Origin of the sequence: Gemmiger qucibialis (assembly GCF_027689445.1) — a bacterium.
GTDB lineage: Bacteria > Bacillota > Clostridia > Oscillospirales > Ruminococcaceae > Gemmiger > Gemmiger qucibialis.
Genome location: NZ_JAQFEN010000007.1, coordinates 56342 through 70630, shown reverse-complemented (window position 1 = coordinate 70630; position 14289 = coordinate 56342). Strand labels below are relative to the sequence as shown.

Here is a 14289-nt window from a genome sequence, read left to right as displayed (position 1 = left end):
TGCAGAACAAGGATAATTATTCACAAATTAGCACCTTAATATGCGATGTATATCTTTTGTAGCGCAGACAGAACAAAACCCGGAGCCATTTCTTTGCTTACATCAGCTTGGAAACGGCTCCTGATCATTTTATCATGCTCAAGCTGAACAAGCTGGAAAAGCAAACCATCCGCCCAGCAGCAGAAGTCTATGACGTCTGCGCCCAACTGTGCAACGTGGCCGTGCAGTTTGAGGATGCGTGGGAGCGCAAGGACATTGAATTTGACGCTGACCTAGAGGATGCCGCCTACACACAGGCCGACCCCGGCTTGCTGGAACTGGTGTGGACGAACTTGCTTTCCAACGCGGTGAAGTTCACACCGCAGGGCGGCAGCATTACCCTGCGCCAAACGCGGGCGAACGGCAAAATTTATGTTTCCGTGACCGATACCGGCTGCGGCATGGATGAAAAGACGATAAAACACATCTACGATAAATTCTACCAAGGCGACACGAGCCACTCCACCGAGGGCAATGGCCTTGGCATGGCGCTGGTCAAGCGGATTCTGGAATTGACCGGCGCAGAGATGCAGATAGAAAGCACCCCCGGCAAAGGCTCGACTTTTACGGTCGTGCTGGCCGAGAGAAAATAAGTAAAACCGACATTGTGCAGGCAGATACGCCGCGCAATGTCGGTCTTTTTTTAATTTTTTCAGAATTAAGGCAATACCGCATAATTCTAAGTGCCGATACCGATATAAAAACTTTTTCACCATTCTCCGACTCAAGTACCTGTTGTCAATTCTAATATTATTGTATGATATATAAAATAAAGAAGCCACAGGCACAATACCTGCAGCTTCTTTCGTGCTTCTTTCTACGGCAACACCGCACAATTCCCGCCTGACGGCTTAAGCACCGCTCCGGCGGCTGCGGCACTTAGAATTATGCGGTATTGCCCTACCTCTTAATGTATAACCGGAGGTTTTCTATCCAGCGCTTCATTGTTCAGCAGCAGCCCCAACACGGCAAAGCGATAGGTTACAATTTGCCCATGGTCCATTGATTTGCGAATATCCTGAATCCGGACAATTTTTTTCAACGTTTCAAGCTGATCTTCCATCAGATAAAATGTAACCTGCTTATTGATCGGCTTTGCGCCCCGCTTTCCGGTTTGCTCCGGCAGATATTCTATAATATCTTTGCTTTCTGGCAACACATAATAGCTGCTTCGCTTGCCCTCCGGAATCGCAGCGTAGTCTTCCGATCCAAATACAACGCAGTGTTCTGGTTTCACGCTTGCTGCTTTGTTGAGCTCACTGATCAATAATTGATTGGCAATCGTTCCCACGCGAAGCCCCTGATAAGCGGCTTCCAATTCAAAGCATTCATATATTTCCGGCCGGAAACGAATCAGAACTCTTTCTTTTTTCATTGTGTCCACCGGCATCAATCGATTGATTCTATGATGTTTTTAAGCTTCATCGAAATCTCGATGATTTCATTCAGCGCCGCAACATCTGCATCACGGGATTCTTTGGATACACCTTTCAGCGCTTTTGCAAATGCCTTACTGCTGTATGCCTTATTCAATTTTTTGACCATTTGGGGAACACTTTTCTGGATCATGCTGCTCTTGGTTTCTGTAACCTCGTGTTCCTTTCGCGCACGGTCCCTGGCGGCTTCTTTTTTGCCCTCATAATCGATGGCGGAAATTTCTTTCGGTTGGCTGCTTACCTTAGCTTTGCCGTATTCATCCGCTTTCCCTTTCAGTTCAGCGAGACCATCATCAAAATAAAGAATCGCCTTTTTATAAGCAGCTTCGTATTCTTTGGTCGTTCCCTGCCGCTGTGCATCGTATAGCAGCTCTCTGAATGCGTCATGCAGATTGTCTCGAAGAACCTCTACATAGTTCTTTCCCGCATCTTCTGTATCGCTGCTATGGCAATCTACTTCCTGCAATTTGGCAAACCGCTCCGCGATTTCATCCTGTATGTCCTCTTCAAACCGCAGATAAGTCTCACATTCGCTTCTCGTTAAAAATTTATCATTTAGAAGTTCTTTTAGTTTGCCCTCCAGCTTCTCTTCGATCCGCGCATCCCGCTCAATCGTGCGTGGATTTACGGTACTGACGCTTTTTGTCGCGCCAAGGGCTTCTTCTCTGCTCATATTATAAGGTTCTTTTTGCAGGCAGGTGATAAATTCCGCAATCGCCTGGCGGCGAATTGCTTCATCACTGAATCCGCCGCGGACCTGCAGGTTTGCGCTGTACAGTAGCACTTTTCTTTCATTTTTAGACAAAGGTGTTATCACAACATTGCAATTTACAATATTCCATGTTGCATCGCCTTTTTCTTGCAGGTAATTCAATGCACGAAACCGCCGTTCGCCGGAAAGCAAAACATATACCATTCCTTCTTCGCGCTGTTCAGGGAATACAACAAGGTTATGCATCAACCCATTGCGCTTAATATCTTCCGCCAAAATGCGGATGTCATCATCATCATCCATTACACGGAAAATCTGGTTATCCGGGTTGGTTCGGATATTAACCAACGCAATATATTTATTATCGTATTCAACTTTTCTGTTTTTAGCGAACAAACTATTATAGATGTTGCCCGCCTCGTTATTGTTTACCTCTGCAAGAATACTTTTGCCGGGGAGAGCAGGGGACGTTATGTTCCCCTTCATCTTCTTTTTCATTGCCATTTCAGTTCACCCCCATCTTTGCAAGCTGAGCCTTTAGTTCTTCGTAAGCCTTGCCATAGGCCACCGCAACCGGCTGTGTTTTTGCCATATAGCATACGGGAAGATGCTTCGTAACCGACATATTCACACTAAGGCCGCTGGGAATCTCCGTTTTATAAAGAGAAGCCCCTAAAACCTGTTTGCACTGGTCGCGGATAATTTTTGTAGTAGCTGCCTTTTTCACTACCATCGTAAGAATTACGCCAACGCCTTTCAGATGGCTGCCGGGGGTATTCCGCAGCTCATTGCAGAGCGCATAAGTACGGAACGCCGATTCCTGCGAATTTGCCTCACAAAGAGAGGGAATCAGCACATAATCCGCCGCATTGATTGCATTCGTCAGCAAGAGTGAATCACGGGTCGGCTGGGTATCAATAATGATGTAATCATAGTCCTCCCGGACCTGATTTAAAAAGTAATAGAGGAATTCTCCCATATTCGTCAGGCACTTCGGGTTGCCCGGCTTGAAGTAGGTTTGTGCATCCTCAAAAATTCCCGGAATACGCTGGTTGATCCGCGGCGTCTGCGCGCTGCAGGGGATCATATCTACATTTTCGTATTCCGTTTCGGTGATATAGTCCTTCGTCTTGGTATAACGGAAGCCATCAAACATATCAAAAAGAGCTCTTCCATTATAAACGCCGCTGGTAATTCCATTGCCGCCGCTCAAAGCGCTCGTCAGGTTTCCCTGCGGGTCTGTATCGATGCAAAGAACTTTTTTACCCTCATCGCCCATCAGATAGGCGAGGTTAGAAGCAGTGACCGTTTTTCCTGCTCCGCCTTTCTCGATGGCGATCGTAATGATCTGTGCTGCCATTGGCGTTCCCTCATTTCGTTGGTTGATTATAAAGTGGAAGGACTTAGGTACATGTTGTCATAAAGTAAAGTTTCCTCTTTTGTTGTAACTATTATGCGGCGACTTGCGTACCTGTTGCTATTTGATATCGATGGCAATCTTTTCTTCTTTACCTTCTGTTCTTTCCTGTAAAGTGTTTATCTTAATAAGCTAATTATAGCATACCCGCTCGTCATGTCAACACGAATCCTGGGGATAATGCCTTCTTTTCCTCTTGATTTACCTGTCACGACTCAAGTACTTGTTGTCAATTTTTCAATTCGTTTGTTTTCGCGCTTTTTCTGAAACAAAAAAGAGGTCTGCTTTTTGCAAACCTCTTTTTTATTCTTATACTTCCTTACGTTCTATTACTCATCAAACTGCGACCAATCGAACTTGAAAAGATCCGTTCTGTCGCCATCCAGTAATGCTGCGCGTTTTGTGCCGTCAGCGATGATTGCGGCAGAATTTTCTATAATGTCATTATAAACCACCGTGCGGTAATACTGCGCAGATTTTCTTTCCTTTGCGCGTTCAAGCATCGCTTTATATTTAACGCTCATTCCCAATGCCCAAGTTTTTAGCCCATTATTATCTTTGATAATCCGGTTCAACGCTTCCAGCGTTTCCTCTGCCTGATCCCGCTTTTTTGTGTTGGTCAATATTTTTGACGTATATGTGAAAATATCGATGAAGATGTTTCGCTCTTCCGGTGTCAGCTTTTTTTCATAGGTCTGATATTGCGCCTTTACCGCCAGTTCATTGCGTGCCAGGCGATAGGTTGTCGTCAAAATGGCTTCCTTCAGCGGCTGATTGTACTGTTCCAGTGCTTCTTTGCTGACCGAGCTGCGGCGCTTTCTTGGTTTTCTGCTTACTTCTGTATCAGCGCCTTTATGCTCCTGATGGAACGCTCTGACGCTCTTCATTTCTTCCCGGTTTTTGTACTTGATGAAGATATAAAGGAACTCGTATTTCCGAACCCCGCGGCGGCGCACCGGCTCATAGTCAAACCACAGGTCTGTCATCTCATTGATCTCGCTTTTGACCATTGCTAGAACGTTCTTTTCAAAGTCGGAAAATACTTTGTATTTTTCCGTCAGCGGTTTATCGCGGCTGAACTTTTGCGCGGAACTGTCTCTGCTTTTGCCCTTGCTTCTATTGATTTCATCACGGGTAGGCATGGAAAGCATACCCTTGAATTCTTCCATATCAAACCGCTTATATTTGAACCCTTTCAGTTCTTCCCGCTTATTGGGGAACTTTTGCAGAACTTCTTCTGTTACAGGTTCAAAAATCAACCCATTGTTATAGGAATAATCTCTGTTTCCGTTGTCATATGACAAAATGATCTCATACACACGCATAGAATAGGTGCTCTGCATCATCAGCAGGTATTCAATGCTATAGGATGTATAATTGCTTGTCAGCTGTGCAATGTCTTTCCAGATATCTGGGTTAAAGCGCATGCTGATCGTCTTTTTCTTCATATCGACGATAGAACCACGGTTCACCCACGACATCGTTTTGTACTGATCATTCCCAAGGGGAACCCAGAACATCCGGTTTTCCAGGTTTTCAATGGTTTTGCGCAGATAATTTGCATAACCGCTGTCCAACGCATTGACCCCGGTAAGCTTTGCAAAATCGTCAAACGAAATGGTATAGTACTTCGATGCATCCATATCATGGCGCTGATCGATCTTGGACAGCATCATAAAAAGGATTTTCTGTTCGTTGCGGGGCAGGGAATACTTTGTCCTTTGAATTAAATCGTTGCTTTTCGTGATGAAAGAGCCAAACGCCACATTGTCACTTTTCCTGGGCACAAGCTGCTTTTTCTTGCCGTCCGCCTTTTCATCCGGCAGAACTTCACCAATGATAACATCCGGTGATTCTGTCATTGTATTCTTTTCATCTTTATTTTTCATACGCTATGATTGGACATTGGATGCCGTGCTCCGTTTTGTCCACGCCTTTCTTTAGGAACTAATCGCCCGCCTGTAATAAAACCATACATCACAGAACTGCTAGAATATTTAGAAGAAGGTACACTTACTCATGATAGTATCATACTACAGTATCTTCCTGCAAAAGTCAATCCTATGGCTGCGCTGCATGTATTACAGTGATGAATCCTCGCGCGTAAAGCAGGGGAGGGGAGAGGGCTGGCTGCACAAAATATGCCTTGAAGCAAACCTGCGTTAAAGCACTTTCAAACAGTCTAAAACCAAAAACAGCACGCACCACATTTCCATTCGCCACCGCAAGAAATAGCATCACCGGGAAATCTGTTTCACAATTCACTTTTACAAGATATTGCACGAATTTTTTTGCCCTTGATTCTTGTTTTTTGCATCTCTCTTTTGTGTCCTTTCCGATATAACGATAAACAAGATACTATCGGAAAAGGAGCACCACTGCAATGCAAGTAACCAAACTTCAAACCAATCATCTTACGGCCCCCATCGGCATGGGTACCGGGCCGCTGTTTTTATCCTGGCAGTACACCGATGACATGCGCCAGACAGAACGGCGCATTTTTCGTATGACTTTTCTTCTTATGGCCCGCATTCGTGTTCGCTCCGCTATGCGGGCATCAATTCCGTTATTTTATGGGCAATCACCCTTTTGTTCTTCTTTTTCTTTAGAATTATATATTTATAAATTTATATCTTATACTTTATTATATATAGAAGAAACAGAGGTTCTTTCCCTCCACAACAGAGGTTTCTTCTGGTGATAACGGAGGTTCTTTCATAGAATGGCGGAGATTTTTTCTTTTGGAGGCAGAGGTTGTTTCCTCTATTTTGCATGGAAAGAATCTCTGTTATACAATGAAAAAATCTCTGTTACCATGTTGCGTGAACGGGCATAAGGAACAGGCTGGCAACCTGTAAGAAGCAATTGAAACGACAAGATCATCCCGATGGCACCTGAAAACGGCGGGAAAAGGGCTGTGGGCGAAACATGAAGAGGCAGACAGAAGGACTTTTTTTGCGGTAAAAACCTCTGGTTAGCTTTTATAGCAGGTAATTCCTTTAAGGCAACACCGCACAATTCCCGCCTTGCGGCTTAAGCACCGCTCCGGCAGCTGCGGCACGGCATCTGCGTTGCCAAAATGATCGATAAGATATCCAGTATTATCTGCGCTTTTGGCTTGGCATCTGCCGCACCTCGCTCGCCGTATCGGCACTTAGAATTATGCGGTATTGCCTTAACTTAAGCAGCAGGGGAGAGGCGCAAAGGCCGTTTTTTGCGGTAAGAATCTCCGTTTGCAAAAGAATTTGACTGGAAATTGGTACGGTAGAAATCTCTGGATGGAAGGAAATGCCCTCTGCAAGCAGAAAAATAGAAAAAATAGATAAAATTTTCTCGGTAAGAACCTCTGCTTGACGAAGCGTGAGAAAGCAGAAAAGAAAAAGAGCAGAGGTTACCGTTTTGTATGGGATCGTAGAAAAGTACGTTAAAAACCTCTGTATTAGGAGAAGGTGGGTGACGAGGGAGTACGAGAGAAGAAAGATGAGGGCACTATTTTTTACGGCGTAAGAACCTCAGGATAAAAGAAGTCTTGGATAAGAACATTTGGTAATGCACAAAGCAGCACGGTACTTCCTTGGGAGGCTGCAAAAAAATCGCCGTAAAAACCTCGGCTTTGGGGGCAACAATCAGGCTTTATAAAATAGGGGCGGAGAAAAATCACTTTTTATGTTCAGAAAAGTCAAAAAGCACAGTTTTTGACCTTGATAGGGAGACAAAAAAGAGAAAATACGCGAAAGAAACATGCCGAATATACATTGAGAAAGACTAAAATATGCAAGAGGAGAAAAAAGAAAAATATATAAACGGAGAAATTTACGGAGAAAAAAATCAGATAATAGTTGCAAATAAATCGGCGATGATACGAGACAAATCGCGGAGCAAATAGTGAGATCAACGATACTTAAAAGAGATTATTAACGCGAAAAAAATTAAAAATCACGGAAGAAATGGCCGAAAAAGTGTTGGACAGAACGGGATGATGGAGGGAAAGGAAGCGGCAAAGAAAAGGTGGCTAAAAACCAACCTATTATAAAGCAGAATGTGAAGAAAAAGGATGATAGGGTGGAGTAGATGGACTTTACGACACCAAAATTTTCTCGGTAAAAATCTCTGCTTAATTCCAGAGAAGCGGGCAGACAGGCAGCGCGAGAAAGCGCTTCCTGAAAAAATGTGCGGTAAAAATCTCCGGTATGGGATGCTGCTTTATGAGGAAGCAAGAAAAAAAGACAAATGAAACGTTTTGAAATAGGCGAAAACAGAACAGCTGCAATAGAACTTTTAGCAACAGCGACAATGCTGGAGTTATAGGTATAGCAACAGGTACCGAAGTCTACAAAACTGTTGCCGTAAAATTGGGAAGCAAATAAAAAGATGTTTGTAGATAAGAAAAGGAAAAGCAGAGGAAAAAAGAATGAACTATACAAAGAAGGAGCCACCGAATTAGTCTTTTTAATAAATGATATGTTGTGGCAACACCGCACAATTCCCGCCTTACGGCTTAAGCACCGCTCCGGCGGCTGCGGCACGGCATCTGCGTTGCCAAAATGCTCGATAATGTCGGGTTGCGGTACCCGCATCGTACTTCGGGGGCAAAAGCCCCTCGCACTCTGCGACCGCTGCCCCTGCTTCGGTTCGCTGTATCCGCCACTGGCGGCGCTCACCTTTGCAGCATCCAGTATTATCTGCGCTTTTGGCTTAGCATCTGCCGTACCGCAGCCGCCGAAGCGGTGCTTAAGCCGCTAGGCGGGAATTGTGCGGTGTTGCCTTAGTCTTTTTAATAAATGATATGTTGGAAATTTTCTGAACCCTGTTCCAAGAAAAAACTCTGATCCCGATTTGTTTTGCCCCGCATACAAACTCGGCCGCAAAAAGAAAACAGTTCAAAGAATGGCGAATAGAAACTTTCTGGCTTCATAAAACTTTTTACTTTTTTCAAAGACAAATAAAACTTTCTTTCTCGCGTAGGAACTTCTTGCTAAATCCTGAAAATAGTGTATTATAACTAAGTGTGGCGCTGGAATTTACAATCCATCAGTATCGGAGTTTCAGTATGATGAAAAATACAATGTTGGAAATGTCCCGTTATGCAGCGCTGGCTCGCCAGGCTGTGGCAGAGGGTATTGTTCTGCTGAAAAATGAGGCTGTCTTACCACTGGCTTCCGGCGGCAGAGCGGCTTTATTTGGGTACGCGCAATTTCACTACTACCAAAGCGGCACAGGGTCAGGCGGGCTGGTGAACACCGCCCATGTGCCGAACCTGCCCGAAGTGCTGGGCGGTCCGGACGGTTACCAGCTGGATGCCGAGGTGCAGGCCCGCTATGAAGCATGGCTGGCGGAACACCCTTACGAGATGGGAACCGGCTGGGCACAGGAACCGTGGTTTCAGCCGGAAATGCCGCTGGATGAAGACTTTGTCCGCGCTGCGGCCCAGCGTGCCGAAACGGCGTTTATTGTCATCGGTCGCACGGCAGGGGAAGACCAGGACAATAGCAATACTCCCGGCAGCTTTCTGCTGACCGAGGGCGAGGAAAATATGCTGGCGCTGGTTTGCCGTCATTTCAAAAAATCTGTGGTGCTGCTGAATGTTGGCAATATCATTGATATGCAGTGGGTCATGCGATACAACCCCGGCGCGGTGGCGTACATCTGGCAGGGCGGGCAGGAAGGCTGCCGCGGTGTGCTGGATGTGCTGAACGGTACCGTCAACCCCTGCGGCAAACTGCCCGATACCATCGCCTGCACCCCGGCAGATTATCCGGCGGCTGACCATTACGGGGCGGATAACCGCAACATCTATGCCGAAGATATTTACGTCGGCTACCGCTATTTTGAAACGTTTGCACCGGAAAAGGTGCTTTATCCCTTTGGCTTTGGCCTTTCCTATACAAAATTTGAAGTTCGGTTGTTGAGCGCAGATGAAACAGCCGATGGCATTACCGCCTTTGCTGCCGTCCAAAATACCGGCAGCTGCCCCGGCAAGGAAGTTGTGCAGCTCTACTGCACCGCGCCGCAGGGGCGGCTGGGGAAACCGTCCAAAGTGCTGTGCGCCTTTGCAAAAACCAGAATGCTGGCCCATGGGGAGAGCCAGACCCTGACACTGAAAGCCCCGTGGCGTAACTTTGCCAGCTATGATGACAGCGGTGTGACTGGGCACAAGTCTGCCTTTGTGCTGGAAGCAGGTGAGTATCGCTTCAGCCTTGGCACCGATGTGCGAAGTGCGGAAGAAGCTTTTACGGTCACACTACCGTTGATGGTGGTGGAACAGTTGGAATCTGCAGCTGCTCCGGCTGTAGCCTTTGAACGCCTGCGCCCTGGTGCGGATGGAACCCCAGCATGGGAACCCGTGCCCACCGAGGAAGAACGGCCCGAGCCCCGCCGCGCCGCCCGCCTGCCGCGGGAATGGCTCCAGACCGGCGACAAAGGCATCCGCCTGCGGGATGTGGCCGATGGTACCACTGCGATGGCAGACTTTGTGGCACAGTTCAGCGATGAGGAGCTTTGCACCATTGTCCGGGGCGAGGGGATGAACTCTCCGCGCGTTACGCCGGGGACAGCTGGGGCAATCGGAGGCGTCAGCGATGCTTTGCAGCGCTATGGGCTGCCTGCCGCCTGCTGTTCGGACGGGCCGAGCGGTATTCGTATGGACTGCGGCACCGTTGCTTTTGCCATGCCTAATGGCACCTGCCTGGCCGCGACTTTCAACGAGGGATTAAGCGAAGAACTCTACTCGATGGAAGGGTTGGAGCTGCGCAAAAACCATGTGGATACGCTGCTTGGCCCTGGCATCAACATTCACCGCCATCCGCTGAACGGCCGCAACTTCGAGTATTTCTCGGAAGATCCGCTGCTGACCGGCAAAATGGCCTGTGCTCAGCTGCGCGGGATGCACCGCTGGGGTGTAACCGGAACCATCAAACATTTTGCAACGAACAATCAGGAGCACCGGCGTCACTTCGTTGAATCGGTTGTATCGGAACGTGCTTTGCGGGAAATCTATCTGCGCGGCTTTGAAATTGCCGTCAAAGAGGGGCATGCCCGCTCCATTATGACATCCTATAACCCGCTGAACGGTTACTGGACGGCCAGCAATTATGACCTTGTTACAACAATTTTGCGCGGCCAATGGTGTTACACAGGCATTGTGATGAGTGACTGGTGGGCCGATGGCAATGACCGCGACGGCGCAGGCAGCACCAAGCATGTGGCTGCGATGGTTCGCGCCCAGAATGATGTGTTCATGGTTGTGACGGACCCGGAGCATAACTCCGGCAGCGATGATCTGGCCGTTGCTTTGACAGAGGGACGGCTGTTCCGGGGCGAGCTGCAGCGCAGCGCGGCGAATATCTGCCGCTTTTTGCTGCAAACACCTGCGTTCCGCCGCAGCATTGGCCGCACCACGGCGTTGGATGCCCAGTTGGAAGCGATGGCCGAGCAGGATATGCAGCAGGCGGCGCAGAACGGGCAACCCCTGACATTACATGGAGGCGTAAGCATTGACCCGGCCGCGATTGATAATGGTTACCGCCGCACCACTGCGTTTTGTGTGATGGTTGAGCAGGGCGGCGCATACACGCTGCATCTGCGCTGCCGCGCAATGCCGGGCAACAGCCCACTGGCCCAGATCCCGGTTTCGATTTTTGCGGGACGGGTGTTTGTGAAAACCATTACCATCACGGGCGCACAGACCGACTGGTGCGAGTTTACGGCGGCGCTGCCTGCCGTTGACGCGGGGAAAACTTTCTACCTGCGTTTCTACTTCGGTCAAAGCGGTATGGAGTTGGACGCCGTGTCGCTGGATCTGCTGTCATGACATTGACAAACAATCTCGAATATATCAGGTATACGGAGTAATTGTACGTACATCAAAAAGGACAAAAAATGGAAACAACACTGTTTTATGCCCGCGCCGCCTGCGATACAATGATGCGCAAGTTTGCTGCTGCCGACCTGCCGCCGAAAGGCCATTTCTATTATCACCAGGGCGTTTTTCTTTCCGGGGTGCTGAAAACCTGGCAGCTGACCGGGGAACAGAAGTACCTGGACTATGCCGCAAGCTGGGTCCACGCCGTTTTTGACGAAAGCGGAAAAGTTAAACAGTACAAGCGCGCTGACCTTGACGATATCCAGGCCGGCATTTTGCTGTACACCCTGTACGATGCAACTGGGGATGAATTCTACCGCCGCTGTATCGAAAGCGTTGCCGCCCAGGTGCAGGATATTCCACGCTGCCAGTGCGGCGGTTTCTGGCACACCTGCGGCTCGTCGAACCAGATGTGGCTGGACGGCTTGTATATGGCCTGCCCGTTCATTGCGGAGTATGCCCGCCGCTTTGACCGTCCGGAATGGACGGATTTGGTTGTCAACGAGATTCGCCTGATGCGGGAGCACACTCGCGATGCCAAGACCGGGCTGTGGTATCACGCCTGGGACGAGAGCCGCAAAGCGGATTGGTGCAACCCCGAAACCGGGCTTGCACCGGAATTCTGGGGCCGCAGCATTGGCTGGGTGCCGGTGGCCATTCAGGATGTGCTGGAACAGATGGACCCGGATGATGAACGCCGCGCCGCTTTGGAACTGTATGTGCGCGACCTGCTGACCAGCCTCTTGCGCTATCAGAGTGCGGATGGCCGCTGGTATCAGGTTGTGAACAAAGGCGATCAGCCCGGTAACTGGTTGGAAAATTCCTGCTCTTGCCTATATGCCGCGGCGCTGGCTCGCGCTGCCCGCACCGGACTGATGAGCGCTGAGGCGATTGATGCTGCAAAACGTGCCTTTGACGGCGTTGTGAACAGCCTGGAATGGCAGGGTGAGGATATCCAGATCGGTCATGTCTGCATCGGAACTGGTGTTGGCAACTATCAGTTCTACTGTGACCGTCCCTGCGTCACAAATGACCTGCACGGTGTTGGTGCTTTCCTGCTGATGTGTACCGAACTGCAGGTGGCAGAGAATGTTTGTGCGCAAAACAGATGAGATGTGCCCAAATGTAAGGGCAACACCGCACAATTCCCGCCTAACGGCTTAAGCACCGCTCCGGCGGCTGCGGCACGGCATCTGCGTTGCCAAAATGCTCGATAAGACATCCAGTATTATCTGCGCTTTTGGCTTAGCATCTGCCGCACCTCGCTCGCCGTATCGGCACTTAGAATTATGCGGTATTGCCCAAGAACTTTATTTTGCGGCGCAGACAATAGCAGATACCGCTGAATTGTATTGGGATAAGCCCGATACCGCGGGGGCAGAGGCTGAATATCATCTCTTCGTGGATGATGAACGGATGGCTGTGATGAACCCACTGGATGCTGGCCGGTTTGCAGCCGGAGCATTCCTATTACGCCAAGCTCTGAGATAACCAAAAAAGAAATTGTGTCCTGCACTCTCAGGGTATCTGGAACGGCGATGCGATCATGGTGAATCCCATCGAAATTGAAGGGTTCCGTACACCAGGGCATACCATTCATGATGTGACCTTGAGGGATTGCACTTTACCGCAGGATGCGAGCATCCGTCTGGCCTTGTATGATGAGCTGACCTTGCAGAATATCCACAGCGCAGCTGAATAAGCAGAAATCCCGGTATGGTACGAACTGTGTACCATACCGGGATTTCATTATAGGAACAAGTTTTTACAGCGCACCGTCAGAACGGACATTGTCATAGTTCAGCACACCCGCGAAGAACGCAAGCGCCAATCCCTGGCCCCAGCCCTGAATCCAGTCGCGGCTGATGCTGCGGTAACCGTCGGCATCTTTCATAACCGCGGTGCCGCCGGAAACATTCAGCACGCGGCCATCCGGGCTGACGTTTGCCAGCATACCGGGGATAGATTTATTGATGTACTTGATGTGCAGCGGGTTGCCCTTGGCGATCATGGCGGCAGCGATGCCGGCGCTGGCGCTGACTTCCTCATAAGAAGTTTCATCGTCCACAATGGTGCGCCACAGGCCGTTTTCGGTCTGGTAAAGCTTAAGTGCGGCAAGCTGGTCGTTCAGGCTGCCGACAACATCCAAAAACTTGGGGTACAGGTAGCACTGCGGCAGGCGAATGCCCACCTGAGACATGGTATACGCGGCCCAGGCATTGGCGCGGCCCCACTTGATGCCGGACATGTGGTCCCCGGTAATATTGTTATAGCCGTGGTAGTACAGCCCGCTTTCAGGGTCCTGCAAATATTTGATATGCCAGTAATACTGGTTCAGCGCGTCATCAATCAGCTGTTCATCTTTCAGCAGCACACCCATGCGCAGAAGGAAAAAGCCTGCCATAAACAGGGTATCGGCCCATGCCTGCTCCGGAAAATCATTGTTGACGGAGACCGTGTGCTGTAAAACATGGTCGCCAAAGCGCAGGGCTTCTTTTTCCAGATACTCCACCTTGCTCTTGGCAATGTTCAGATACTTCTCGTCGCCGGTGTGCTGGTACAGCGTGATCAGACAATGTCCCATCGAACAGGTATTGACCGTCCAGCGGGGCAGGCCCAGCTCAATATATTCATCCACGCGGTCCTTGACCAGCTGCAAATAACGTTCATTTTTCGTAACTTCGTAAGCCTCACAGATGCCGTAATACGCCACGCCGCAGGGCCAATCCCAGGTCATATCCATGCGCATGGTGCGGTCAACGATCTTATCAATTGTTGCTTCGATCTGCACCTTATCAAAAATCAGGTTTGCCATTTTCGTTGC

At 49.0% G+C, this 14289-nt stretch carries 12 protein-coding genes; 6 read left to right on the top strand and 6 right to left on the bottom strand.

The window, feature by feature from the left end:
* The first annotated feature begins 134 nt into the window (after nt 1–134).
* The gene (locus tag PG062_RS11120) at nt 135–632 is read left to right on the top strand and encodes a sensor histidine kinase (RefSeq protein WP_270752333.1); all 498 of its coding nucleotides are present in this window, start codon (nt 135–137) and stop codon (nt 630–632) included.
* 314 nt (nt 633–946) lie between these two features.
* On the opposite strand, the gene PG062_RS11115 is transcribed toward PG062_RS11120, so the two are convergent.
* The 4 genes from PG062_RS11115 to PG062_RS11100 form a co-directional block, all read right to left on the bottom strand.
* The gene (locus tag PG062_RS11115; RefSeq protein ID WP_147237879.1) at nt 947–1414 is read right to left on the bottom strand and encodes a hypothetical protein; all 468 of its coding nucleotides are present in this window, start codon (nt 1412–1414) and stop codon (nt 947–949) included.
* Nucleotides 1415–1428: 14 nt separating this feature from the next.
* Nucleotides 1429–2691 (bottom strand): ParB N-terminal domain-containing protein, encoded by a 1263-nt coding sequence (locus PG062_RS11110; RefSeq protein WP_270752332.1) that lies wholly within the window; start codon nt 2689–2691, stop codon nt 1429–1431.
* Nucleotide 2692: 1 nt separating this feature from the next.
* The gene (locus PG062_RS11105; protein ID WP_178298292.1) at nt 2693–3547 is read right to left on the bottom strand and encodes a ParA family protein; all 855 of its coding nucleotides are present in this window, start codon (nt 3545–3547) and stop codon (nt 2693–2695) included.
* A 386-nt stretch (nt 3548–3933) separates the two neighbouring features.
* Nucleotides 3934–5493: a replication initiation protein gene (locus PG062_RS11100; protein ID WP_114000505.1), complete on the bottom strand. Its 1560-nt coding sequence runs from the start codon at nt 5491–5493 to the stop codon at nt 3934–3936.
* A 494-nt stretch (nt 5494–5987) separates the two neighbouring features.
* Between PG062_RS11100 and PG062_RS11095 the strand changes: the two genes are divergently transcribed.
* Nucleotides 5988–6305, top strand: a complete 318-nt coding sequence (locus PG062_RS11095) for a hypothetical protein (RefSeq protein WP_270752331.1) — start codon at nt 5988–5990, stop codon at nt 6303–6305.
* Between the two features lie 1228 nt (nt 6306–7533).
* On the opposite strand, the gene PG062_RS11090 is transcribed toward PG062_RS11095, so the two are convergent.
* Nucleotides 7534–8181: a hypothetical protein gene (locus tag PG062_RS11090; protein WP_270752330.1), complete on the bottom strand. Its 648-nt coding sequence runs from the start codon at nt 8179–8181 to the stop codon at nt 7534–7536.
* A gap of 473 nt (nt 8182–8654) precedes the next feature.
* Between PG062_RS11090 and PG062_RS11085 the strand changes: the two genes are divergently transcribed.
* From PG062_RS11085 to PG062_RS11070, 4 genes are all read left to right on the top strand, one after another.
* Nucleotides 8655–11414, top strand: coding sequence for a glycoside hydrolase family 3 C-terminal domain-containing protein (locus tag PG062_RS11085; RefSeq protein WP_270752329.1), 2760 nt, complete (start codon nt 8655–8657; stop codon nt 11412–11414).
* A 68-nt stretch (nt 11415–11482) separates the two neighbouring features.
* On the top strand, nt 11483–12577 hold the full coding sequence (locus tag PG062_RS11080) for a glycoside hydrolase family 88/105 protein (protein ID WP_114000877.1): 1095 nt from the start codon (nt 11483–11485) through the stop codon (nt 12575–12577).
* Between the two features lie 94 nt (nt 12578–12671).
* Nucleotides 12672–12956 (top strand): hypothetical protein, encoded by a 285-nt coding sequence (locus tag PG062_RS11075; protein ID WP_270752328.1) that lies wholly within the window; start codon nt 12672–12674, stop codon nt 12954–12956.
* 55 nt (nt 12957–13011) lie between these two features.
* On the top strand, nt 13012–13167 hold the full coding sequence (locus tag PG062_RS11070) for a hypothetical protein (RefSeq protein ID WP_158538908.1): 156 nt from the start codon (nt 13012–13014) through the stop codon (nt 13165–13167).
* Between the two features lie 63 nt (nt 13168–13230).
* On the opposite strand, the gene PG062_RS11065 is transcribed toward PG062_RS11070, so the two are convergent.
* Complete coding sequence (locus PG062_RS11065) at nt 13231–14280, bottom strand: glycoside hydrolase family 88/105 protein (protein ID WP_114000876.1); 1050 nt, start codon at nt 14278–14280, stop codon at nt 13231–13233.
* Nucleotides 14281–14289 lie beyond the last annotated feature (9 nt).